Genomic DNA, 23068 nt, shown 5'->3' on the forward strand with positions numbered 1-23068 from the left:
GTCGGATCAGTCGCGCTGTGCGCCCTGCGGCAGGGTGCGCAGCTGCATCGTGCTCGCCGAGCTGGAGCCGAAGGCGTAGTCCATCAGCTTCGCGGCGTCCGTGAAGCGGTACTGGTCGTTGAGGAGGACGCCGATGACGGTCTTGCCGTCGCGGGTCCCGGCGAAGACCAGGCAGGGCCCGGCCGGGGTGTTGGTGCCCGTCTTCACGCCGATCGCGCCGCTGTAGGAGCCCAGCAGCTTGTTGGTGTTGTACCAGGTGTAGGTGCGGGTGCCGCCGGTGCTCGTCGTCGCGTACTGCACCGTCTTCTGCTTCTTCACGATGCCCGCGAACGTCGTGTACTTCATCGCGCTGTGCGTGAGCTTGGCGAGGTCGCGCGGCGTCGTGTAGTTCGTGTTCTGCGTCGAGTTGCCGTCGAACGAGTCGAAGTGGGTGTTCGTCAGGCCGAGGGCGTCGGCCTTGGTGTTCATCTTGCTGATGAAGGACTTGGTGCGCGCCGAGACGGTCGTACCGGTGCCGAAGGTGTCGGCGAGGGCCATCGCGGCGTCGCAGCCGGACGGCAGCATCAGCGCGTGCAGCAGCTGGCGGATGGTGACCTTGTCACCGGTCTTCAGGTCCGCGGTGCTCGCGCCCTTGGCGGCGACGTAGTCCCGGTAGGCCTGCTTGATGGTGATCTTCCGGTCGAGGTTCAGATCGGGGGTGCTCAGCACGACCCGGGCCGTCATGATCTTGGTGGTGCTCGCCATGGGCCGCTTGGTGTCGGCGTACTTGCTGTAGAGCGTGGAGCCCGTCGCGCTGTTGAGCATGAACGCGCCCTTGGCGCTGACCGTGGGGGCGGTCGCTGCCTGGGCGGGCGCGGACAGGGCGCCGCCCGCGACCAGCGCGCCGGTGGTGGCGACCACGGCGGCGGCTCGGCGGATACGTACGCCCTTGATGCCGGTTATCACTATGAACGCTCCGAATGTGCGAAATGCCCCGGTAGGCATCTGCGATGTGGAGGGGGGAGGCGCTCAGGAGACTCGCAAGGAACAAGAAGGGTTGTACGACGGACGGAAGTAATTTCATGTGACGAGGGCGACCACTGCGTGAGTGGTCGCCCTCCGACAGTAGAACGCGAGCGTCAGCTGATCTTGGCGTAGCCGTAGTTGATGAGCTTCTTCACGTCCTCCGTGCGCTTCGCCTCGTTGGGGGCGGTGAGGACGGTGCCCATCACCGACTCGCCGTTCTTGGTGGCGGCGAAGACGAGGCAGTACTTGGCCTCGGTGCCCGAGCCGGTCTTGACACCGAGCGTGCCGTTCCAGCCGAGCAGCAGGTTGGTGTTCTTCCACTCCGCCATCGTGCGGATGGAGCCGGTCTTCGTGATCGTCTTCGCCGTGTACTTCTTCGTCTTCACGACGGTCTTGAAGGTCGAGCTCTTCATCGCGCTGCGGGCGAGCTTCGTCAGGTCGCGCGGCGTCGAGTGGTTGGCGCCGTTGCTTATGCCGTCGAACGAGTCGAAGTGCGTGTTCGTCATGCCAAGGCTCTTGGCCATGGTGTTCATCTTGCCGATGAACTTCTTGGTGCGGGCCGCGACCGTCGAGCCGGAACCGAACTTGTCGGCGAGGGTCATCGCGGCGTCGCAGCCCGACTTGAGCATCATCCCGTACAGCAGCTGACGAACCGTGACCTTGTCACCGACGATCAGGCCGGCCGACGACGCGCCCTTGGAGACGATGTAGTCGCTGACGGCGCCCTTGATCGTGACCTTGGCGTCGAGGTTCAGGTTCGGCTGCGAGAGCACGACCTTCGCGGTCATGATCTTCGTGGTCGAGGCGGTGAGCCTCTTCGTGTCAGCGGACTTGGTGAAGAGCGTCTTGCCGTTCGTGCCGTTCATCAGGAAGGCACCCTTGGAGCTGATGGTGGGTGCCGTCGCGGCCTGCGCGGGTGCCGCGGTGAGGGCTCCGGTGGCGAGCACTGCGCCGGTGGTCACGGCGGCGGCTGCGGCTCTGCGGAGACGGAGGCCCTTGGTGGCGGTTATCAACTGAAATACCCCGATTGTGTCGAATGCCCCTGAGTGCGGCCGACTTGATGGTCGAGACAGATGGGCCGCACATGTGTGACACGTAACTAGCACAGAAGGTTGTGCGGCAAGTGTGACAGGTCTTCACGTCCGCATAATGGACGCATCGTGTCATGCGTACGTGTTGTATCTAAGCTGTGCGCATGCCTTCCGCTCCGCCCGCACCCGTGAAGCAGCAGTCGTTGAAGCAGCCCCCCGCGGCCGACCGCGTCTACACCCACGTCAAACAGGGCGTCCTGGAGCGTCGTTACGAGGGCGGGACGCTGCTCACCGAGGGCGAGCTCGCCGAGGCCGTCGGGGTCTCGCGCACCCCGGTCCGCGAGGCGCTGCTGCGGCTGGAGGTCGAGGGGCTGATCAAGCTCTATCCCAAGAAGGGCGCGCTGGTCCTGCCGGTCTCCGCGCAGGAGATCAAGGACGTGGTGGAGACACGGCTGCTGGTCGAGGAGCACGCGGCCCGCAAGGCCGTCCCCGCACCGGCCGGGCTCATCGCGCGGCTTGAGGAACTGCTCGCCCAGCAGAAGGCGCAGGCAGCCGCCGGTGACCTCGCCGGGGCCGCCGTCACCGACCGCTGCTTCCACGCGGAGATCGTCCGCAGCGGCGGGAACGAGATCCTGTCGCGGCTCTACGACCAACTGCGCGACCGGCAACTGCGCATGGGCGTCGCCGTCCTGCACTCCCACCCCGACCGGATCGCCAAGACCCTCGCCGAGCACGAGGAGATCCTTCAGGCCCTGCGCTCCGGGGACGCCGAGGCGGCCGTCGGGCTGGTCCACCGACACATCGACTGGTTCTCGCATCTCGCGCGAGGTGAGGAGCGATGAGGGCCACCGCGGTGCCCGGCGATCCTCCGGGCGGCCGGCGCGCCGTCGCCGTCTGGGGCATCGGCGTCTCGGTCTACTTCGTCGCCGTCATCTTCCGTACGTCCCTCGGGGTCGCCGGCCTCGACGCGGCGGACCGCTTCGACGTGAACGCCTCGGCCCTGTCGACGTTCTCGATCCTCCAGCTGCTCGTGTACGCGGGCATGCAGATACCCGTCGGCCTGCTGGTCGACCGGCTCGGCACCAAGAAGGTGCTGACCCTGGGCGTGGTGCTGTTCACGGCGGGCCAACTGGGCTTCGCCTTCTCGCCGTCGTACGGCATGGCCCTCGCCTCGCGCGCCCTGCTGGGCTGCGGTGACGCGATGACGTTCATCAGCGTGCTGCGGCTCGGCGGCCGGTGGTTCCCGGCCCGGCGTGGTCCGCTGATCGCCCAGCTGGCGGGGCTGGCGGGCATGGCGGGCAACCTCGTGTCCACGCTGGTGCTGGCACGGCTGCTGCACGGGGTGGGCTGGACGGCGGCGTTCGCGGGCAGCGCGGCGTTGGGTGTCGTCGTGCTGGTGCTGTTGGTGCTGTTCCTGAAGGACCATCCGGAGGGGCACGAGCCGGAGCCGGTGCCGCACCTGGGCGCGGCGTACGTACGACGCCAGATCGCCGCGTCCTGGCGGGAGCCGGGCACGCGGCTGGGTCTGTGGGTGCACTTCACGACGCAGTTCCCGGCGATGGTGTTCCTGCTGCTGTGGGGGCTGCCGTTCCTGGTGGAGGCGCAGGGGCTGTCGCGCGCGACGGCCGGTGAGCTGCTCACCCTCGTCGTCCTGTCGAACATGGTCGTGGGCCTGGTCTACGGCCAGATCGTCGCCCGGCGCCACGAGGCACGGCTGCCGCTGGCGCTGGGGACCGTGGGGGCGACGGCCGTGCTGTGGGCGACGACGCTGGCCTGGCCCGGTGAGACGGCGCCGATGTGGCTGCTGATCGTGCTGTGCGCGGTGCTCGGGGCGTGCGGTCCGGCCTCGATGATCGGCTTCGACTTCGCGCGGCCGGCGAATCCGCCGGAGCGTCAGGGGACGGCGTCCGGGATCACCAACATGGGCGGGTTCGTCGCCTCGATGACGACGCTGTTCGCGGTCGGCGTGCTGCTGGACGCGACCGGCGACGACTACACCGTCGCCTTCTCGGCGGTGTTCTTCCTCCAGGCGCTGGGTGTCAGCCAGATCCTGCGGCTGCGCGGGCGGGCGGCGCGCCGGGAGCGGGAACGGCTGGTCGCCAGCCGGGTGGAGACCGTGCACGTCCCCGCCTGAGTCAGCGGGCCGGAACCAGGGTGAGGTAGGCGAGTCCCAGGACTCCGCGGTAGCTCATCCACTGGGCGCGATGGCGGTCGAGGCGCTCGCGCGTCTCGGCCGCGAGCGGGTGGCCCGGGTGTTCGGCCAGCCACACCTCGACGTCCGCCTGGTACGCCGACTCGAACTCCTCCCACTCGTCCAGGCTCGCCGTCTCGGTCCTCCCCCAAGCTCTCGGCTTCGCTCGAGCAGGGGGGACCCCCATCGGGCGGAAACCGGCGGCCACGGTGAGATCGAGCAGCGTCGCGAGGTCGTGGTGGTCCGTGGCCGAGGCTCCCGGCCACATGCCGGAAAGCTCGGCGGGGGTCGGGGTGCGCTGCCAGAAGCCCTCCCCCAGCAGCACGCGCCCGCCGTCGGTGACGAGGCGGCGCAGTTCGCGGAGGGCCTCGGTGGTGTGGTGGGGCGGCTGGGCCGTGCTCAGGGCCTGGCTCGCTCCGACGCACAGGACCAGGTCGGCGGGGCCGCGGGAGGTTCCGACGGCGGACTCCTCGACGAACCGGGCCCGTTGCGTCAGCCCTCTCGCCTCGGCGTTGCGGCGGCCCCGGGCGAGGTCCTCGGCGTTGACGTCGATGCCTGTGCCCGTCGCCTCGGGCGCGGCGGCCAGGATGCGCAGCATCAACTCGCCCCAGCCGCACCCGATGTCGAGCACGGTGGTGGGGTTCGTCCGGGTGAGGCGCTGGACGAGGCCGTGCGCCCGGGTTTCGGACAGCGGGCCGTGGAAGGTGAGTCGGGTCAGGCGTGGGGGACCGCCGATTGCGGTGTGGGTGTCGGTCACGGCGGGACGTTAGCCGTGTGTGGGAAGTGGGCGACAGTGGATTTCGCCCCTGCCGCCCCCGCCGCCCCTGCCGGCCGTCGCTACGGCGTCACCGTGAAGTTGCGCAGGATCGCCGCCGTCAGACCGAGGTCGCCCTCCGCCTTCACCCGGTCCGCCACCGCCTCCGGCGTGACGCGGCCGCAGGCCAGGCGGACGTAGGTTTCCCAGTCGAGGGTGAGGGTGGCGGCGGGCCCCAGGGCGGGGGCCGTTTCGAGGGTGCCGCGGCCCTGGATGTCGATGCGGATCGTGCGGAGGAACTCGATCGGGCCGTGGACGTCGAAGACGATCGCCGAGCTGCGGGGCGCGTCGGCCTTCGTGGCGATGACGTCGGGCAGCTTGGCGAGCAGGACGTCACGGGCCACGTGCGCGCCGGGGGAGTCGAGGTTGCCGGGGCGGCCGAGGGCGGTGCGCAGGTCCTGCTCGTGCACCCATACGTCGAAGGCGTGGTTGCGCATCGACTCTTCCAGGGTGAGCTCCGCGCCGAGCGGGCCGCGCACCTTGGTGCCGGGGTCGCGGGACTCGTTCCGCAGCTGGCGGTTGCGGCGGATGACCGTGTACTCCAGCTCGGACGTCATCTCCGGCGCCGTGTGGTGGCGGCGGACGTCGACCTGCATCTCCATGTAGCGCTGGTGGTCGTTGGTGACGTGGAAGAGGTCGCGGGGCAGCGTGTGGATGGGGCGCGGGTCGCCGAGCATCTCGCAGTCCAGGCCGATGACGTGGGAGACGACGTCACGGACCGACCAGCCGGGACACGGGGTGCGCCGGTTCCACTCGCCCTCCACCAGGGGCGTCACCAGCTCGGATATCGCTTCGATGGAGTGGGTCCAGGCGTCGGCGTAGGGCTGGAGGGTGGGATGCAGACTCACGGAACGGGACCCCTCGGCGGTTGGTACGTCGGTACGCGGGCAGGTTGTGGCGGCGTTGCCAGTGGGAGGCGGCTGCTGTCGGCGGGTGTCTCGGAACGCTAAGTTACGCTGCTGTGAGGCACCCCGGCAGTGCTTTCGTGTGACGATCGTAGGCCCGCGGGGAAGCCATTGTGGACCGCTCGATTGCCAGGACGGTGGTAGTGTGCGCGCCTCTCTGCTCCAGATCGACGTCAACGAGGGCGAATCGGTCGAATCGCGTCGGCTGAGGGTCGCCTCGCTGGTACGGGAACAGGCCAGGGCGGATTTGGTCGTGCTGCCCGAGCTGTGGACCACCGGGGCGTTCGCCTACGAGGACTTCGGCAGCGAGGCCGAGCCGCTCGAAGGGCCGACGTACGACGCGATGGCCAAGGCCGCCAGCGACGCGGGCGTGTGGCTGCACGCGGGCTCGATCCCCGAGCGCACGGCATCCGACAGCGGCTCCGCCGCGGGCGACGGGCCGCTCTACAACACCTCTCTCGTCTTCTCCCCCTCCGGTGATCTGGCCGCCGTGTACCGAAAGATCCATCGGTTCGGCTTCGACAAGGGCGAGGCGGTGCTGATGGGCGCGGGGCAGGAACTGGTGACGGTTCGTCTGCCCTCGACCACCCTGGGCGTGGCCACCTGTTACGACCTCCGTTTCCCCGAGTTGTTCCGCGGTCTCGTCGACGCCGGCGCCGAGACCCTGGTCGTTCCGGCGGGCTGGCCGGAGCGCCGCCGGGCGCACTGGACGCTGCTGGCTCAGGCGCGGGCGGTGGAGAACCAGGCGTTCGTGCTCGCCTGTGGAACGGCCGGCACGCACGCGGGAGTTCCACAGGCCGGTCACTCGATCGTGGTGGATCCGTGGGGCGAGGTGCTGGCGCAGGCCGGCGCCGGGGAGCAGGTCCTCACGGTGGAGTTCGACCCGGGGAAGGTCGCGGTGACGCGCGAGCAGTTCCCGGCGCTGAAGGACCGGGTGCTGGGGCTCGGGACCCCTCGACGATGACCAGCGAGACCGACCCCGCCGGCCGTCAGCCGCAGGGTGCCGTCCACCACCGGCAGCGCCTCCGCCGCGGCACGGGACCCGGCCTCCAGGGCACGCCCGTCCGTCCGCAGCACCGCTAGGGCCCGTCTGACCCTAGGAGTCCCCCCGCTCCTTCTCCGCCAGGTGGATCACACACACCGTGACGGCGATCAGCAGCGCCGGGTCCGCGTCGTCCCGGACGACGTCCACGCCGTACGTCTCCAGCACATGCAGCCACCGGCGGGAGACGACGGCCAGCAGTTCGCCGTCGTATTCGATGGCGAACTCCCGGTCGAGGATCTTGCCGCTGACGTCGAGTTCCGTGCTGCCGTCGGCCAGGGACACCCGGTAGTGGTTGCGCAGCAGGGACAGCCGCTTGCGGCGGATCGTCGCGAGCGGTCGGCCGTCCCGCTCGATCACCATCGTGTCGCGCAGGGCGAACATCTTCTGGTGGATGTCGATGAGGACACGCCCCTGCGTGTCCTTCAGCTCGAAGGTGTCCCGCAGCCGCATCGCCTTGCCGTCGATGAGGAACACCTTGTTGCCCCGGTCGTCCTCGATCCAGTAGTCGTCACCGAAGCCGAGGAGCCGGTCGCGTACGAGGAATCTCATGGCACGAGGGATTCCCCGCCGCCCGGCCCGAAACGCCGTCTGTAGGCCGACGGGCTGAGTCCGGTCTCGCGGCGCAGGCGGGCGCGCAGGTTCGCCGCGGTGCCGAGTCCGCTGCGCGCCGCCACCACGTCCAGCCGTTCCTCCCCGCGCTCGATCAGCCGGCACGCCAGGGCCACCCGCTCTCCCGTCAGCCAGGCCAGCGGCGTCGTCCCGAGCTGCGCCCGGAAGCGGCGGTGCAGAGTGGCCGGCGACACCGCCGCCCGCGCCGCCAGGCCGGCCACCGTCAACGGTCCGCCCAGCCGTTCCTGCGCCCAGGCCAGCAGCGGGGCCAGCGACTCGTCCGGCACGTCCGGGACCGGCCGCTCCACGAACTGCCGCTGGCCGCCGTCGCGGTGGGCGGCGAAGACGAGCCGCCGGGAGACGTGGTTGGCGATCTCGGCGCCGTGGTCACGCCGTACGACGTGCAGGCCCAGGTCCAGTGCGGACGCGCTCCCGGAGGCCGTCAGGATGTCACCGTCGTCGACGAACAGGACGTCCGGCTCCAGACGGACCTGGGGGAAGCGGGCCCGGAAGGCCTCGGCCCACATCCAGTGGCACGCCGCGCGCCGCCCGTCCAGCAGCCCGGCCTCCGCGATCGTGAACGCCCCCGAGCAGAAGCCGAGCAGACGGGCGCCACGCGCGTGTGCCCGGCGTACGACGTCCAGCACCTCGGGGGAGCGGGGGGCCTCGGCGTCCGGCCGGTTCGGCACGATCAGCGTCTGCGCCTCCTCGGCGGCCTCCAGACCGGCCACCCCGGTCAGTGTGAACAGGCCGTCCCGCATCCGCGTCAGCGGCTCGGCGGCGCACAGCCGGAAGTCGTACAGCTCCCGGCCAAGTTCGGGGCGGCGCAGGCCGAAGACCTCGATGGCGCAGCTCATCTCGAAGGGGTTGGAGTTCTCGTCGACGACGAGGACCACGCGATGCGGCTGCTGAGAGGATCGTTGCGGCATATGCGATTTCTAGCACTCGTGCGGTGCCCGCACCACGGCCGACGATGAGCCCATGGAACCCATCTCGCTGTCCGACGCCCTCGACTCCTTCACCGACCGGTGGAGCCCCCGCATCGTCACCGCCGTCAACGACTACGACGTACGCATCGCGAAGGTCGAGGGAGAACACCTCTGGCACGTGCACGACCACACCGACGAGTTCTTCCTCGTCCTGGAGGGCGAGCTGCACATCTTCCTGCGGGAGCCCGCCGGGGAACGCACGGTCGTCCTTGCGAAGGGCAGCGTCTTCACCGTCCCGCGCGGCACCGAGCACAAGCCGTACGCCCCCGTCCCCACCGCCCTGCTCCTCTTCGAACCCACCGGCACCCTCACCGTCGGCGACCGCCACGACGACGTACCCGACCATGTGGACGCCACCACGGGGCACGCGCTGACGTGACTGTCGGTGCCGGGTGGCACGCTTGAGCCATGACCGACTCATCCCCGGCCCCGACCCCCCGTCGCGTCCGCGTCCGCGCCCCCGAGCTGATCGGCAAGGGCGGCTGGCTGAACACGGCCGGCCGCCCGTACGGCCTCGCCGACCTGCGGGGGCGCATCGTGATCCTCGACTTCTGGACGTTCTGCTGCATCAACTGCCTGCATGTCCTGGACGAGCTCAGGGAGCTGGAGGACAAGCACCGGGACACCGTGGTCGTCATCGGGGTGCACTCGCCGAAGTTCGTGCACGAGGCCGACCACCGGGCGGTGGTGGACGCCGTGGAGCGGTACGGCGTCGAGCATCCCGTCCTCGACGACCCCGAGCTCGCCACCTGGAAGCAGTACGCGGTGCGGGCATGGCCGACGCTGGTCGTGATCGACCCGGAGGGGTATGTCGTCGCGCAGCACGCCGGTGAGGGGCATGTGCACGCCATCGAGCGGCTCGTCAGCGAGCTGGAGGCCGAGCACGAGGCCAAGGGCACCCTGCGGCGCGGTGACGGGCCGTACGTGGCGCCGGAGCCGGAGCCCACGGTGCTGCGGTTCCCGGGCAAGGCCCTGCTGCTGCCGTCCGGCAACTTCCTGGTCAGTGACACCACTCGGCATCAGCTGGTCGAGTTGGCGGGCGACGGGGAGACGGTCGTGCGGCGGATCGGCCAGGGCAGCCGTGGCAGCACCGACGGTTACGCGGACCGGGCCCGGTTCCAGGAACCGCAGGGGCTGGCTCTGCTGCCGGACGGGACAGTGGCGGTCGCCGACACGGTCAACCACCTGATCCGGCGCTTCGATCCGGCGACGGGCAGGACCACAACCCTTGCCGGTACCGGCTTCCAGTGGATGCAGGGGCAGGCCACGTCAGGTCCCGGAAGGGACGTCAGTCTCTCCTCGCCCTGGGATGTGGCCTGGTGGAACGGCAGGCTCTGGATCGCCATGGCCGGCGTCCACCAGCTCTGGGCCTACGACCCCGCCGACGGCACCGTCTCCGTCATGGCCGGCACGACGAACGAGGGCATCGTCGACGGCCCCGCCCCCGAGGCCTGGTTCGCCCAGCCGTCGGGCCTCGCGGCGACCCCCGAGCGGTTGTGGCTGGCCGACTCGGAGACCAGTGCCCTGCGCTGGATCGACCTCGACGGCACCGTCCACACCGCCGTGGGCACCGGCCTGTTCGACTTCGGGCACCGCGACGGGCGGGCCGAAGAGGCCCTGCTTCAGCACCCGTTGGGCGTCACCGCACTCCCCGACGGCTCGATCGCCGTCAGCGACACCTACAACCACGCCCTGCGCCGCTACGACCCCGCGACCGGCGAGGTCACCACCCTGGCCACGGACCTGCGGGAGCCGTCGGACGCGGTGCTCGACGGCGACGACATCGTGGTGGTGGAGTCGGCCCGGCACCGGCTGACCAGGCTGCGCCTGCCGGAAGAGGCCGTACGCGTCGCGGCGGTCGCCCACCGCACCCAGCGCGCCGCCACCGAAGTCGCGCCCGGCAAGCTCCAGTTGGACGTGATCTTCCAGGCCCCGGCGGGCCAGAAGCTCGACACCCTCCCCCACGCTCGAACCGACTCGCGCGGGGGCACCCCCATCGGCCCCTCGACCCGCCTCCTGGTCTCCGCCACCCCGCCCGAGCTGCTGCTCTCCGGCGAGGGCGCGGACACGGACCTCTCCCGCACCCTGGAGCTGAACCCGGCTGTCGCCGAAGGCGTCCTGCATGTCTCCGCGATGGCCGCCTCATGTGACGACGACCCAGCGAACGAGTACCCGGCCTGCCATGTCCACCAGCAGGACTGGGGCGTCCCCGTCCGTCTCACGGCCGGGGGCGCCCCTCGCCTTCCGCTGGTGCTCGCCGGGATGGACGGCGCGATGGACAGCGGTACGGAGTCTCAGACGCCGTAACCGTCGCTGTATCCGTCCCGCCGATGGTGGTGGTGCGTCTCGTCGTTGATGACCGGCGTCGTGGGCGGCACCACCACGCGCCTGCGCCGGGCGATGCTGCTGAACGTCGTGGTGCCGATCAGACCCACGATCATCAGGATGATCCCGACCAGGTCGAGATTGACACCCTCCATCTCCCAGTCGGTCGCGAACGTGAGGATGGCTCCCACGGCGATGAGGATGATGCACCCGCCGAGGCCCATGAGTTGTCGCCTCCCTGTCCGGTGGTTCCGGTCGGAGGCGGGTACCCATACCCCGGCGGACTACCCCTCCAGGAACGCCACCAGCGAGTTCGCCAGCAGATGCGGGTCGTCCGTGCCGCACAGTTCGCGGGCGCTGTGCATGGACAGGATGGCCACGCCGATGTCGACGGTCTTGATGCCGTGCCGGGCCGCGGTGATCGGGCCGATCGTCGTGCCGCAGGGCATCGAGTTGTTGGAGACGAAGGACTGGAAGGGCACGTCCGCCTTCTCGCAGGCCGCCGCCCACACCGCCCGGCCCGAACCGTCGGTCGCGTAGCGGTTGTTGACGTTCACCTTCAGGATCGGGCCGCCGTTGACGCGCGGGTGGTGCGTCGGGTCGTGGCGCTCCGCGTAGTTGGGGTGGACCGCGTGGCCCGTGTCGGAGGACAGACAGACCGTGGCGGCGAAGGCCCGCGCCCGGTCCTCGTACGACCCCCCGCGCGCGAACACCGAGCGCTCCAGGACACTGCCCAGCAGCGGCCCGTCGGCACCGGTGTCGCTCTGCGAGCCGTTCTCCTCGTGGTCGAAGGCGGCGAGGACCGGGATGCAGGGCAGTCCGGCACCGGAGCCCGCCACCGCGGCCAGCGCCGCCGCGCCCGCGTGCACGGACAGCAGGTTGTCCATGCGCGGGCCCGCGACCAGCTCCTTGTCCCGGCCCAGATAGGCCGGTGCCTCCACGGAGTGGACCATCAGGTCCCAGCCGGTGACCTCGCCGGCCGCGATCCCCGAGGTCTCCTCCAGGAAGGCGATCAGATCGCCGTCGCGCACGTCGTCGCCCAGGCCCCAGATGGGCTGCAGATGGCGCTGCTTGTCGAGCTTGAGCCCCTCCGCCGACACGGAACGGTCCAGGTGGATCGCGAGTTGGGGAACCCGCAGCAGCGGACGGTCCACGTTCACCAGCCGCGTCGTGCCGTCCCGCAGCGTGAGGCGGCCCGCCAGGCCCAGGTCGCGGTCGAGCCAGGAGTTGAGCAGGGGCCCGCCGTAGATCTCCACGGCCACCTGCCGCCAGCCGTGCGCCCCGCTGTCGGGCAGCGGCTTGACCCGCAGGTTCGGGGAGTCGGTGTGCGCACCGACGATCCGGAACGGCGTGTGGGGGACCGCGCCCTCGGGGACGTACCAGGCCACGATCGCGCCACCGCGCAGCACGTACTTGCCGCCGCTCGACCCGTCCCAGGCGTCCGTCTCCGCGACCTGCCTGAAGCCGGCCTTTTCCAGCCGCTCGGCGGTGTTCGCCACGGCGTGGTACGGCGACGGGCTCGCCGCCAGGAAGGACATGAGGTCGTCGGTGTGGCCGCGGTCGAAGCGGGGGGGTTCGCTCATGGGGTTCACCTTAACGACGTACGAGGGCCCGCTCCCGGTCAAGGGGAGCGGGCCCTCGTAAGGGCGATGTGGATTGTCCGTGAGTGACTGGAACGGGTGGCTGGAACGAGCGGTTAGAACGCCGCCTCGTCCAGCTCCATCAGGTCCAGCTCGACGCCCTCGGCGAGCTTGCGCGCACCGGTCACGCCCGGCAGGACGTTGGCCGCGAAGAACTTCGCCGCCGCGATCTTGCCCTGGTAGAACGCCTTGTCCTTCGAGGAGGCCGTCTGCAGCTTCTCCGCGGCGACCGCGGCGCCCTTGAGGAGCAGGTAGCCGACGACGACGTCACCGGAGGCCATGAGCAGTCGGGTGGTGTTCAGGCCCACCTTGTAGATGTTCTTGACGTCCTGCTCGGTGGCCGCGAGGTCGGTCAGCATCAGACCGACGATCGCCTCCAGCTCCACGGCCGCCTTCGCGAGGTGCTCGCGGGCGGTGGCCAGCTCCTCGCCGCCCGTGCCGAGCGCCAGGAACTTCTTGATGTCCTCGGCGAGCGAGTTCAGCGCGGCGCCCTGGTTGCGGACGATCTTCCGGAAGAAGAAGTCCTGGCCCTGGATCGCGGTCGTGCCCTCGTAGAGGGTGTCGATCTTGGCGTCGCGGATGTACTGCTCGATCGGGTACTCCTGCAGGAAGCCGGAGCCGCCGAAGGTCTGCAGCGACTGGGCGAGCTGCTCGTAGCCCTTCTCGGAGCCGTAGCCCTTCACGATCGGCAGGAGCAGGTCGTTCAGCGCGTGCTCGGCCTTCGCGTCCTCGCCGGCGGCCTCCTTGACGGCGATCGCGTCCTGGACGGAGGCGGTGTAGAGCACCAGCGAGCGCATGCCCTCCGCGTACGCCTTCTGCGTCATCAGCGAGCGGCGCACGTCCGGGTGGTGGGTGATGGTGACCTTGGGCGCGGTCTTGTCCATGAAGTTCGCCAGGTCCGGGCCCTGGACGCGCTCCTTGGCGTACTCCAGCGCGTTCAGGTAGCCGGTCGACAGCGTGGAGATCGCCTTCGTGCCGACCATCATGCGGGCGAACTCGATGATCCGGAACATCTGGCGGATGCCGTCGTGCTTGTCGCCGATCAGCCAGCCCTTGGCCGGGTGCTGGTCGCCGAAGGTCATCTCGCAGGTGTTGGAGGCCTTCAGGCCCATCTTGTGCTCGACGTTCGTGGCGTAGACGCCGTTGCGCTCGCCCAGCTCGCCGGTCTCGAAGTCGAAGAGGTACTTCGGGACGAGGAAGAGCGACAGCCCCTTGGTGCCGGGGCCGGCGCCCTCGGGACGGGCGAGGACGTAGTGGAGGATGTTCTCCGTCATGTCGTGCTCACCGGAGGTGATGAAGCGCTTGACGCCCTCGATGTGCCAGGAGCCGTCCTCCTGCTGGACCGCCTTGGTGCGGCCGGCGCCCACGTCCGAGCCGGCGTCCGGCTCGGTGAGGACCATGGTCGAGCCCCACTGCTTCTCGACGGCGATCTGGGCGATCTTCTTCTGGACCTCGTTGCCCTCGTCGTAGAGGATCCCGGCGAAGGCCGGGCCGGAGGAGTACATCCACACGGCCGGGTTCGAGCCCAGGATCAGCTCCGCGTACGACCAGATCAGCGACGGGGGAGCGGTCGTGCCGCCGATTGCCTCGGGCAGGCCCAGGCGCCAGTACTCGGAGTCCATGAAGGCCTGGTAGCTCTTCTTGAAGGACGTCGGCACCGGCGCGGTGTTCGTCTCGGGGTCGAATACCGGCGGGTTGCGGTCGGCGTCCGTGAAGGACTCGGCCAGCTCGTTCTCGGCGAGGCGGGTGAGCTCCTCGAGGATGCTCTTCGCGGTCTCGGTGTCCATCTCCTCGAACGGGCCGGTGCCATACAGCTTGTCGCGTCCCAGTACTTCGAAGAGGTTGAACTCGATGTCGCGGAGATTCGACTTGTAGTGCCCCATGGCGACGGCTCCGTAGAGAGATCGGCGAGGCACTTGGATCCTCGCGCTAGTTCACGTACCAACAAGTAGCTACGATGATGCTACCCGTCAGTAATAAGACGCAACCCCGATCCCGACATCTGTGACGGGTCACACCGGAACCGTCAGCGTCGCCGTGTAGCCCTCCTCCGTGTCCCCCTTCATGATCGCCAGCTGCTGTTCGTGGCCGTCGCTGAAGATGCCGTCCGTCTCCAGGGAGAGGCTGCTCAGGTTGCGCACGCTCGCGTCGTAGCCGTCCGTGGCGTACACCGTGTCGCAGACGTCCTTCGGGAAGGCGAGCTGCGAGGTGTTCGTGATGGAGGTGGCCGCCGTGGCGTCGGCCAGGCTGCCGTAGACCTCGAAGTGGATGTGCGGCCAGCGGCCGGAGTAGCAGCCGGGGAAGACGCTCCTGAAGGTGACCTGGCCCTTCTCGTCGGTCTCCTGGACACCGCGCAGATAGTTCTCCTCCGTGACGCCCCCGGAGTACAGGGAGTAGTTGCCCTCGCGGTCGCAGTGCCACAGGTAGACGGCGGCGCCCTGCTTCGGCGTGCCGCAGCCGGACGCGGCGTCCACGACCGTCAGCGTGACGGTCAGCGGCACGCCCTCGGCGGTGCCGCCCGCGGAGTCGCCGAAGCTCTTGGTGATGTCGCTGCGGACGACCCCGCTCTCCTTCAGGACGTTCACGCCGTTCGAGCCGTCGCCGGGGAAGGGGCCGGCGGTCTCTTCGGGGATGGTCGCGCACTCGGCGGACGAGGAGGAGCCGTTGGAAGCGGCGGCCGAGGAGGAGGACGAGGGGGACGGGGAGGTCGCCGCGGTCTCCTCCTGCGAGCTGCATCCCACCAGCGGGACCAGGCTCGCGCCCGCCATCAGGCGGATCATGCGGCGGCGGGCGAGGACGGGAAGGTCGTAAGAGAGGCCTCTGTCGTGCTCGTGGACCTCGTCGTCGTGGTGTCGGCGCATGGCTGTCCCTCTCTCGGTGCGGGGCCGTTTCCGGAACTCCCTCGGCAGGACAGACGCTATGAGCGGCAGCTGTGCGAAACCAGGACGGTGGCTGTCAAGTCGCTGTCGGTTTGCCAGGGCACCCGTACCGGCCCGCCGGGCCGGCCGCTCTCGGTACGCTTGCGCCCATGTACGGATACGGCCAGCCCATGGATGGCGGTGCTGCACAGCAGCAGTACGCCCCGCCGCAGCAGCCCGGCGGCGTCGGCGGGTACGGCCAGCAGCCGCCGCTCTACCCCGAGCCGTCCCCGCCCTCGCTCGCGGACGCGGTGCGGGCCTTCACCACCGGGCAGATGTCCGCCGAGGACTTCCAGCAGGTCTTCGCCACGTCGAAGGTCTACTGCCCGCGCGGTGACAACCCCGGCTTCCTCGCCCTGCACAACACCCAGCAGCCGGTGATCCCGATGTTCACCTCGCTGAAGGAGCTGCGCCGGTACGCGGGCAAGGAGTCCAAGTACTTCGTCATCACCGGCGCCGAGGTGATCGACCTGCTGCCGACCGGCTACGGCTTCGTCCTGGACATGGAGGGCGAGCACCGGATGGTCTTCGACGCGAAGGCCGTGGAGCAGATGGTCGAGTTCGCGATGCGCCGGATGTACGGCTGACCTCAGCGGGCCAGCCGCAGGGCCAGTCCGTCGAGGACGACCTCCAGGCCGTAGGTGAACTTCTCGTCGCGGAGGGCTGCGGGGTCGAAGGCGGCAGTCTCGGCCTCGGCGTAGGAGGCGACGAGGTGGGCGTGGCCGGCGGCGGCCTGCTGGGCCGCGGGCATGAGACGGGCGATGAAGTCGGCCTCGGTCTCACCGGAGCGGGCGACCGTGCTCAGCCAGGCGGCCTCCGTGGTGCTGATGCCCATGACGTACGACAGCACGGTCTCGATCGCGCGCTCGGGCTCGGGGAACCCCGCAGCCGTGAACAGGGCGGCCAGCTGCTCGTTGAAGGACATCAGGTTGGGGCCGAGGTAGGCCAGCCCCGCCTGGCCGAGGACCGAGGACAGCCAGGGATGCCGTAGCGCCGTCGTGCGGAAGGAACGGGCCGCCTCGCCGACGGCCGCGCGCCAGTCGGGGCCGTCCGCGGGCGGTACGTGGATCTCGGCTGCGACCTCGTCGACGGCCAGCTCCATCAGCTCGTCCTTGGTGGCGACGTGCCGGTAGAGGGAGGCGGCGCCGGCGTTCAGCCGGGTGGCGAGCTTGCGCATGCTCAGTGCCTCGACGCCCTCGGCGTCCAGCATGGCGATCGCCTCGCGCACGATCGTGGCGCGGCTGAGCGTGGGCTGGTCGGGTTCGCGCTGGGGGCGGGCCCAGACGGAGGGGATGGGGCTCGGCTTCGTCGTCATCGGAGCTCCTTCTCGTACGGCCTCGTGTGCGGCTCTTGTACGGCCTCTTGCGGCCCGACCTGCTGCGTACGGCGTTCGCATTCAGCGTACAGGAATCACTGCTTGCGAACACCGTTCCGGTATGCGTACAGTGTTCGCATCGAAGGAACGGTGTTCACGAAGCCGGAGGGGAACGTCATGGACGCCTTGGAAACCCGTAATCCACGCCGCTGGTGGATCCTGATCGTGCTCTGCCTGAGCACGCTGGTGCTGGTCGTCGACAGCATGGCGCTGACCGTCGCGGTGCCCGTGATGACCGAGGACCTCGGGGCGAGCGCCCAGCAGACCCAGTGGATCCTGGACTCCTACATCCTGGTCTTCGCCGGTCTCCTGCTCACCTCCGGCAGCCTCGGCGACCGGTTCGGGCGCCGGAAGGTGATGCTGATCGGGCTCCTGCTGTTCGGAGCGGCCTCACTGGCGGCGACCTGGTGCACGAGTCCCGGCGAGGTGATCGCCGTACGTGTCGCGATGGGGGTCGGCGGGGCGCTGATCATGCCGTCCACCCTCTCGATCCTCATCACCGTCTTCGACGAGGAGGAGCGCGGCAAGGCGATGGCGGCCTGGAGCTCGGTGTCCATGCTCGGCCTCGTCGGCAGCCCCGTGCTGGGCGGTGTCCTGATCGACCACTTCTCCTGGCAGTCGATCTTCTTCATCAACGTGCCGGTCGTGGCGCTCGCGATCGTCGCCGGTCTGACGCTGATGCCGGAGTCCAAGGCCCCCTGGCAGAAGGCCGACCCGCTGGGCGCGGTGCTGTCGGCGGCCGGTATGACCGCCCTGGTCTGGTGGATCATCGAGCTCCCGCAGCACGGGGCGCTGGGCGGCCGCTCCACGGTCACCCTGGTGGTGGCGCTCGCCTCCCTGGTCGGCTTTGTGATCTGGGAGAACGTCACCAAGGCCCCCATGGTCCCGCTGGTCCTGTTCAGGCACCGCAACTTCAGCGGCGGCTCGCTCTCCCTGGCCCTCGTCCAGATCGGCAACGGCGGTCTGCTGCTGGTCCTCACCCAGTACCTGCAGTTCGTGCTGGGCTACTCGCCGATCAAGGCGGGCCTGGCCTTCCTGCCGCTGGCGGTCACGGCCCTGCTCGGCAACGGCGTGGGCGTCAAGCTCGCCGCCAAGTACGGCAACCGGTGGGTGATCCTCGCGGGGATGCTCGTGATGGTGGCCTGCTTCGCCCTGCTGACCACCGTCTCGGCGGACTCCGGCTTCACCGTCCCGGCGGTCGCCCTCGGCCTCCTCGGTCTCGGCGCGGGCCTCGCGATGCCGGCCGCGGTCGGTGCGCTGATGGGCACCATCCCCGAGGACAAGGCGGGCGTCGGCTCGGCCCTGAACGACACCATCCAGCAGGCCGGTACCGCGCTGGGCATCGCGATCCTGGGCTCGCTGCTGTCGAGCGGCTTCGCGGACCGGATGCCCGAGGGGGTGCGGGGCGAGGCGAAGCACTCGATCGCCGGGGCGGTGGCCGACGGCGACGCCGGTCTGGTCGCGGCGGCCCGCGAGGCCTTCATCGCCTCGATGTCCACCACCTTCACGGTCAGCGCGATCGGTGTCCTGGCGGCGGCGCTGCTGGCCACGCTGGTGATGCGGGACGACCGGCGGAAGCCGGAGGCGGCGGACCGCACCCCCGAGGGGGACCGTACGCCCGAGGAGCGGCCGGAAGCGGTCGTCTGACCCCGCAGGCCCAGCTCGTCCTGGGAGGCTGGGCCCCTCCCCACACACCGGGTCCTCACGACGAAGGCCGGCACCCCCCGCGGGTGCCGGCCTTCGGCTGTGTCCGGAGGGAATGCCCTCCGGGCTTCTCGTGTTGGGGTGGCTAGAAGTTCAATGCTCAACTAAACTGGCCGCACAAGGAGGTACCGACATGCCTGCAGTGACCGTCGAGAACCCGTTGACGCTGCCCCGTGTCGCCGCGCCCGCGGAGGCCGTGGCCCGTCCCGTGCTCGCCGTCACGACCGCGCCGAGCGGTTTCGAGGGCGAGGGCTTCCCGGTGCGCCGGGCGTTCGCGGGGATCAACTACCGCTACCTGGACCCGTTCATCATGATGGACCAGATGGGCGAGGTGGAGTACGCGCCGGGCGAGCCCAAGGGCACCCCCTGGCACCCGCACCGCGGCTTCGAGACCGTCACCTACATCATCGACGGGATCTTCGACCACCAGGACTCCAACGGCGGTGGCGGCACCATCACCAACGGCGACACCCAGTGGATGACGGCCGGCTCCGGCCTGCTGCACATCGAGGCGCCGCCGGAGTCCCTCGTCATGTCCGGCGGTCTCTTCCACGGTCTGCAGCTGTGGGTGAACCTCCCGGCCCGGGACAAGATGATGGCGCCCCGCTACCAGGACATCCGCGGCGGCAACGTCCAGCTGCTCACCTCCCCCGACGGCGGCGCGCTGCTGCGCGTCATCGCGGGCGAGCTGGACGGCCACCAGGGCCCCGGTATCACCCACACCCCGATCACGATGATCCACGCGACCCTCGCCGCGGGCGCGGAGATCACCCTGCCGTGGCGCGAGGACTTCAACGGCCTCGCCTACGTCCTGGCCGGGCGGGGCGCGGTGGGCGCGGAGCGCCGGCCGGTCCACCTCGGACAGACGGCGGTCTTCGGCAACGGCGGCTCGCTGACCGTCCGCGCGGACGAGAAGCAGGACGCGCACACGCCGGACCTGGAGGTCGTGCTGCTCGGCGGACAGCCCATCCGGGAGCCGATGGCGCACTACGGCCCCTTCGTGATGAACACGCGGGAAGAACTCCAGCAGGCCTTCGAGGACTTCCAGAAGGGCCGGCTCGGGACGATCCCGGCCGTGCACGGCATGACCGCGGGCGGACCGGCCGGGGCCTGACCCCTGCCGTACTGCGACCGGGCCCGGAGCCGCGACGCGATCGTCGCGGCTCCGGGCCTTTCGCCTCCCGTCACCCGGCCGGTCCGCCCGCACACGACAGCACGGCCCCGTTCATGATCCGCTGGAACCGTGCAGGCCCCCACCCCGCTGCTCCCCGACCCCGTCCGGCGGCTCGCCGCCTGGTGCGCCGTGGTGCTCCTCGTCGCCGGGGTCGTCTACGTCGGGATCCGGCTGGCCGACGAGTTCCGTACGGCCGTCGTGCCCGTGCTGCTCGCGCTGCTCGGGACGGCGTTGCTCGGGCCGCTGCACCGGCGGCTGGTGAAGGCCAAGGTGAACCGGTCCCTGGCCGCCGGGCTCACCTGCGTCGCTGTCGTGGCCGTCGTCGGCGGGGCCGTGTACATCGTGGCCGCCGCGATCGTCGCCAGCGGTGACGAGATCGTCGCCTCGCTCAAGCAGGCGGCCCAGGATCTCGCCGACCACTTCGGGGCCGCCGGGACGTCGTTGGACGACGTCGCCTCCAACGCCAGGGAACTGCTCAGCAAGTTCGGCGGGACGGCCGCCTCCGGGGTCATCAGCGGCGTGAGCGTCGTGGGCGAGAGCATCGCCATGGCCGTACTCGCGCTGCTGCTGGTCTTCTTCTTCCTGCGGGACTCCGACCGGGCGGCCGACACCTTGCGGTCCGTCGTCCCCGGCGGGAACGGCGATCTCGCGGAGGCCATGGCCCGGCGGGCGTTCCGGGCCGTCGAGGGGTTCATGCGGGGGACGACCCTCATCGCCCTCATCGACGCCATCTGCATCACCGTCGGGCTGCTCGTCCTCGACGTTCCGGGCGCCGTCGGGCTCGGGGCGCTCGTCTTCGTCCTGGCCTACATCCCCTATCTCGGCGCCTTCATCTCGGGAGCCGTCGCCGTGCTGGTCGCGCTCGCCGAGCGGGGGTTCGTCATCGCGCTGTGGGCGCTCGGCGTGGTGCTCGCCGTGCAGGTGCTGGAAGGGCATGTGCTGCAGCCCGTGATCCAGAGCCGGACCGTGCAGATGCACCCGGCCGTGGTCATGGTGGCGATCACCGCGGGGGCGTCCGTGGCGGGCATCCTCGGCATGCTGCTCGCCGTGCCCCTCACCGCCGCCGCCTTCGGCGTCGCACACGAACTGCGGGAGCGTTACGCGAACTCGGCGCCCACCGGCCCGCCCGAGCCTCCCGGTCCGTCGGCGCCCCCGGCACCGTCGGCGCCCTTGGACTCGTAGAGCTCGAACCAGATGCTCTTGCCCTCCCCGCGAGGGTCCACGCCCCAGGCGTCCGCCAGCAGCTCGATCAGCATCAGGCCCCGCCCGGACGACGCCAGTTCCCCGGGCCGGCGCTTGTGCGGCAGGTCGTCGCTGGTGTCCGTCACCTCCACACGCATCCGGCGGTCCCCCGGCTCGCCCCGCACCTCGGCGAGGAGCAGGGCGTCCGCGTCGGTGTGGACGAGGACGTTCGTGAGCATCTCTGACAGGAGCAGGACCGCCGAGTCCACCTGGTCCTCGGACCCCCAGTCGTGCAGCAGCTCCCGCAGGTGCTGACGGGCCACCGCGACCCGCTCCGGTTCGGCCTGCGCGACCGACAGCATGGTGCGGCGGACCGTCGGCCGGACGGCGACCGTGTCGCCGCAGCCGCACCCCTCCCCCTGCCGGCACAGCAGCAGCACCGCTATGTCGTCCTCGCGCCGGTCGGCGAGCGGGCCGGTGGTGTGGTGCGAGGACGGGCCGTGCACGGCCTGCACGAGGGCGTCGGCAAGCTCCTCCAGGTCGCCGTCGTGCTCCTCCAGGATCGTGCGGATGCGCTTCCAGCCGGTCTCCAGGTCGTGGCCGCCGGTCTCGATCAGGCCGTCCGTGCAGATCAGCATCGTTTCGCCGGGTTCCAGGGTGATCCTGGTCGTCGGGTAGTCGGCGTCCGGGTCGATGCCCAGCGGGAGACCGCCGGCCGTCGGGCGGGCCAGCACCGTGCCGTCGGTCATGCGGATCGCCGGGTCGGGGTGGCCGGCGCGGGCGATGTCCAGCAGGCCGGTCGTGGGGTCGACCTCGACGTACAGGCAGGTCGCGAAGCGCAGGTCGGAGGGGTCCTCGTCGACGGAGCCGAACGTCATCCCGTGCAGGAAGCGGGAGGCACGGGAGAGGACGGCGTCGGGCCGGTGGCCCTCGGAGGCGTAGGCGCGCAGCGCGATGCGGAGCTGGCCCATCAGGCCCGCCGCGCGGACGTCATGGCCCTGGACGTCACCGATGACCAGGGCGAAGCGGCCGTTGGGCAGCGGGATCATGTCGTACCAGTCGCCGCCGACCTGGAGCCCGCCGCCGGTCGGGACATAGCGCGCGGCGACGCTCATGCCCGGTATCTCCGGGCCCAGCTTGGGCAGCATCGAGCGCTGGAGGCCGTCCGTCAGTTCCTGTGCGGACTCGGTGGCCTCGGCGCGGGAGAGGGCCTGGGCGAGCATGCGGGCGACCGTCGTCAGCACGGACCGCTCGTCGGGCGTGAACGCGACCGGATAGGCGAAGGCCGCCATCCAGGCGCCCATCGTGCGGCCGGCCACGGTCAGCGGCAGGAACGCCCAGGACTGTCGGTTGAAGTGCGCGGCGAGCGGCCAGGTGACCGGATAGCGGTCCTTGTACTGCTCGGGTGAGGAGAGGTAGACGGCACGGCCGGTGCGCACGACCTCCGCGGCCGGGTAGTCCGTGTCCAGCGCCATGTGCGAGAAGGGGCTCTCGTCGCCGGGCTGGTGGCCGTGGTGGCCGATGATCGTCAGGCGGTCGCCCGTGACGCCGAACACCGCGAGGCCGTCCGGGGAGAAGCCCGGCATCGACAGGCCGGCCGCGACCCGCAGTACCTCCGCCGTCGACCGCGCCTCGGCCAGTGCCCGGCCCGCGTCCAGCAGGAACGCCTCCCGCGAGCGCCGCCAGTCGCCGGTGACCGCCGTACGCCCGGCGGGGGTGCCCGGCGTCGGTTCGGTGACCTCCTGGAGGGAGCCCGTCACCTCGTACGACCGTTTCTTGCGATCGAAGGAGGCGTGGAAGCGGCTGCGGCCCACCCGGACGACCCGGCCCCGCTCGTCCATGATCCGCACCCGCACCTCGCCGAGGGTGCCCTCGGCGACCGCGAGCTGGATCACTCCGCTGATCTCGTTCCAGTCGACCGGATGCAGCCGTGCGCGCACCTGGGCCTGGCTCAGGGTGCTCTGCTCGGCGGGCAGCCCGAGCAGCCGTGCCGCCTCCGCGTCGACCGTGACCAGTCCGGTGGCGGTGTTCCAGTGCCACAGTCCGGTCGCGAGGGCGGCGAGAACCTCCCCCACGGCGGGCAGGGCCTCACCAGTGCGCATTGCCCTACTTTAAGAACAGGTGATCGCACACTGCCACCGAAGCTGTATGGGGCATCCGG

Annotated in this window: 22 protein-coding genes; 10 read left to right on the forward strand and 12 right to left on the reverse strand. The window is 70.4% G+C overall.

The window, feature by feature from the left end; all coding sequences use genetic code 11:
- Positions 1 to 6 precede the first annotated feature (6 nt).
- Together AQI70_RS07270 and AQI70_RS07275 are read right to left on the reverse strand one after the other, a co-directional pair.
- Positions 7 to 984: a D-alanyl-D-alanine carboxypeptidase family protein gene (locus AQI70_RS07270; RefSeq protein WP_062145660.1), complete on the reverse strand. Its 978-nt coding sequence runs from the start codon at positions 982 to 984 to the stop codon at positions 7 to 9.
- A gap of 134 nt (positions 985 to 1118) precedes the next feature.
- A complete protein-coding gene (locus AQI70_RS07275; RefSeq protein WP_062145662.1) occupies positions 1119 to 1967 on the reverse strand; it encodes a D-alanyl-D-alanine carboxypeptidase family protein in 849 nt (282 codons plus the stop codon).
- Between the two features lie 233 nt (positions 1968 to 2200).
- Between AQI70_RS07275 and AQI70_RS07280 the strand changes: the two genes are divergently transcribed.
- Both AQI70_RS07280 and AQI70_RS07285 read left to right on the forward strand, forming a co-directional pair.
- A complete protein-coding gene (locus AQI70_RS07280; protein WP_062146504.1) occupies positions 2201 to 2878 on the forward strand; it encodes a GntR family transcriptional regulator in 678 nt (225 codons plus the stop codon).
- Entirely contained in the window at positions 2875 to 4170 is a 1296-nt protein-coding gene (locus AQI70_RS07285; protein WP_062145663.1) for an MFS transporter, read from the forward strand. The genes AQI70_RS07280 and AQI70_RS07285 overlap by 4 nt, the downstream gene beginning before the upstream one ends.
- 1 nt (position 4171) lies before the next feature.
- On the opposite strand, the gene AQI70_RS07290 is transcribed toward AQI70_RS07285, so the two are convergent.
- Both AQI70_RS07290 and AQI70_RS07295 read right to left on the reverse strand, forming a co-directional pair.
- Positions 4172 to 4984 carry an SAM-dependent methyltransferase gene (locus AQI70_RS07290; protein ID WP_062145665.1) on the reverse strand — a complete coding sequence of 271 codons (813 nt, stop codon included), beginning with the start codon at positions 4982 to 4984 and terminating at the stop codon, positions 4172 to 4174.
- An 80-nt stretch (positions 4985 to 5064) separates the two neighbouring features.
- Positions 5065 to 5889: a maleylpyruvate isomerase family mycothiol-dependent enzyme gene (locus AQI70_RS07295; RefSeq protein WP_062145667.1), complete on the reverse strand. Its 825-nt coding sequence runs from the start codon at positions 5887 to 5889 to the stop codon at positions 5065 to 5067.
- Between the two features lie 202 nt (positions 5890 to 6091).
- On the opposite strand from AQI70_RS07295, the gene AQI70_RS07300 reads away from it, so the two are divergent.
- Together AQI70_RS07300 and AQI70_RS40600 are read left to right on the forward strand one after the other, a co-directional pair.
- Positions 6092 to 6910: a carbon-nitrogen family hydrolase gene (locus tag AQI70_RS07300; protein ID WP_062145669.1), complete on the forward strand. Its 819-nt coding sequence runs from the start codon at positions 6092 to 6094 to the stop codon at positions 6908 to 6910.
- A complete protein-coding gene (locus tag AQI70_RS40600) occupies positions 6907 to 7029 on the forward strand; it encodes a hypothetical protein (protein ID WP_279616743.1) in 123 nt (40 codons plus the stop codon). The genes AQI70_RS07300 and AQI70_RS40600 overlap by 4 nt, the downstream gene beginning before the upstream one ends.
- Positions 7030 to 7042: 13 nt before the next feature.
- On the opposite strand, the gene AQI70_RS07305 is transcribed toward AQI70_RS40600, so the two are convergent.
- Positions 7043 to 7540, reverse strand: coding sequence for an LURP-one-related/scramblase family protein (locus AQI70_RS07305; protein ID WP_062145671.1), 498 nt, complete (start codon positions 7538 to 7540; stop codon positions 7043 to 7045).
- Complete coding sequence (locus AQI70_RS07310) at positions 7537 to 8529, reverse strand: GlxA family transcriptional regulator (RefSeq protein WP_062145673.1); 993 nt, start codon at positions 8527 to 8529, stop codon at positions 7537 to 7539. The genes AQI70_RS07305 and AQI70_RS07310 overlap by 4 nt, the downstream gene beginning before the upstream one ends.
- A gap of 52 nt (positions 8530 to 8581) precedes the next feature.
- Between AQI70_RS07310 and AQI70_RS07315 the strand changes: the two genes are divergently transcribed.
- Entirely contained in the window at positions 8582 to 8968 is a 387-nt protein-coding gene (locus AQI70_RS07315; RefSeq protein WP_062145675.1) for a cupin domain-containing protein, read from the forward strand.
- Between the two features lie 29 nt (positions 8969 to 8997).
- Complete coding sequence (locus AQI70_RS07320; protein ID WP_062145676.1) at positions 8998 to 10896, forward strand: thioredoxin-like domain-containing protein; 1899 nt, start codon at positions 8998 to 9000, stop codon at positions 10894 to 10896.
- Here AQI70_RS07320 and AQI70_RS07325 read toward each other — a convergent pair.
- The 4 genes from AQI70_RS07325 to AQI70_RS07340 form a co-directional block, all read right to left on the reverse strand.
- Entirely contained in the window at positions 10884 to 11138 is a 255-nt protein-coding gene (locus tag AQI70_RS07325; protein WP_003999613.1) for a DUF6458 family protein, read from the reverse strand. The two genes, AQI70_RS07320 and AQI70_RS07325, sit on opposite strands and share 13 nt — an antisense overlap.
- A 60-nt stretch (positions 11139 to 11198) precedes the next feature.
- Positions 11199 to 12497 (reverse strand): M18 family aminopeptidase, encoded by a 1299-nt coding sequence (locus AQI70_RS07330; RefSeq protein ID WP_062145679.1) that lies wholly within the window; start codon positions 12495 to 12497, stop codon positions 11199 to 11201.
- 113 nt (positions 12498 to 12610) lie between these two features.
- Entirely contained in the window at positions 12611 to 14437 is a 1827-nt protein-coding gene (locus AQI70_RS07335; protein ID WP_062145681.1) for an acyl-CoA dehydrogenase, read from the reverse strand.
- Positions 14438 to 14566: 129 nt separating this feature from the next.
- Positions 14567 to 15415, reverse strand: a complete 849-nt coding sequence (locus AQI70_RS07340; protein WP_062145683.1) for an intradiol ring-cleavage dioxygenase — start codon at positions 15413 to 15415, stop codon at positions 14567 to 14569.
- 167 nt (positions 15416 to 15582) lie between these two features.
- Between AQI70_RS07340 and AQI70_RS07345 the strand changes: the two genes are divergently transcribed.
- Positions 15583 to 16059 carry an SseB family protein gene (locus AQI70_RS07345; RefSeq protein ID WP_003999609.1) on the forward strand — a complete coding sequence of 159 codons (477 nt, stop codon included), beginning with the start codon at positions 15583 to 15585 and terminating at the stop codon, positions 16057 to 16059.
- A gap of 2 nt (positions 16060 to 16061) precedes the next feature.
- On the opposite strand, the gene AQI70_RS07350 is transcribed toward AQI70_RS07345, so the two are convergent.
- Positions 16062 to 16787, reverse strand: a complete 726-nt coding sequence (locus AQI70_RS07350; RefSeq protein WP_062145685.1) for a TetR/AcrR family transcriptional regulator C-terminal domain-containing protein — start codon at positions 16785 to 16787, stop codon at positions 16062 to 16064.
- 177 nt (positions 16788 to 16964) lie between these two features.
- On the opposite strand from AQI70_RS07350, the gene AQI70_RS07355 reads away from it, so the two are divergent.
- The 3 genes from AQI70_RS07355 (at position 16965) to AQI70_RS07365 (ending at position 20907) form a co-directional block, all read left to right on the forward strand.
- Positions 16965 to 18494 carry an MFS transporter gene (locus AQI70_RS07355; RefSeq protein WP_062146506.1) on the forward strand — a complete coding sequence of 510 codons (1530 nt, stop codon included), beginning with the start codon at positions 16965 to 16967 and terminating at the stop codon, positions 18492 to 18494.
- A gap of 190 nt (positions 18495 to 18684) precedes the next feature.
- Positions 18685 to 19665, forward strand: a complete 981-nt coding sequence (locus AQI70_RS07360; RefSeq protein ID WP_062145687.1) for a pirin family protein — start codon at positions 18685 to 18687, stop codon at positions 19663 to 19665.
- Positions 19666 to 19794: 129 nt separating this feature from the next.
- The gene (locus AQI70_RS07365; RefSeq protein ID WP_062145689.1) at positions 19795 to 20907 is read left to right on the forward strand and encodes an AI-2E family transporter; all 1113 of its coding nucleotides are present in this window, start codon (positions 19795 to 19797) and stop codon (positions 20905 to 20907) included.
- Here the strand turns inward: AQI70_RS07365 and AQI70_RS07370 are convergent.
- Positions 20823 to 23009, reverse strand: a complete 2187-nt coding sequence (locus tag AQI70_RS07370; RefSeq protein WP_062145690.1) for a SpoIIE family protein phosphatase — start codon at positions 23007 to 23009, stop codon at positions 20823 to 20825. The two genes, AQI70_RS07365 and AQI70_RS07370, sit on opposite strands and share 85 nt — an antisense overlap.
- Positions 23010 to 23068 lie beyond the last annotated feature (59 nt).

The sequence above is a fragment of the Streptomyces curacoi genome (genome assembly GCF_001513975.1).
Taxonomy (GTDB): Bacteria; Actinomycetota; Actinomycetes; order Streptomycetales; family Streptomycetaceae; genus Streptomyces; species Streptomyces curacoi.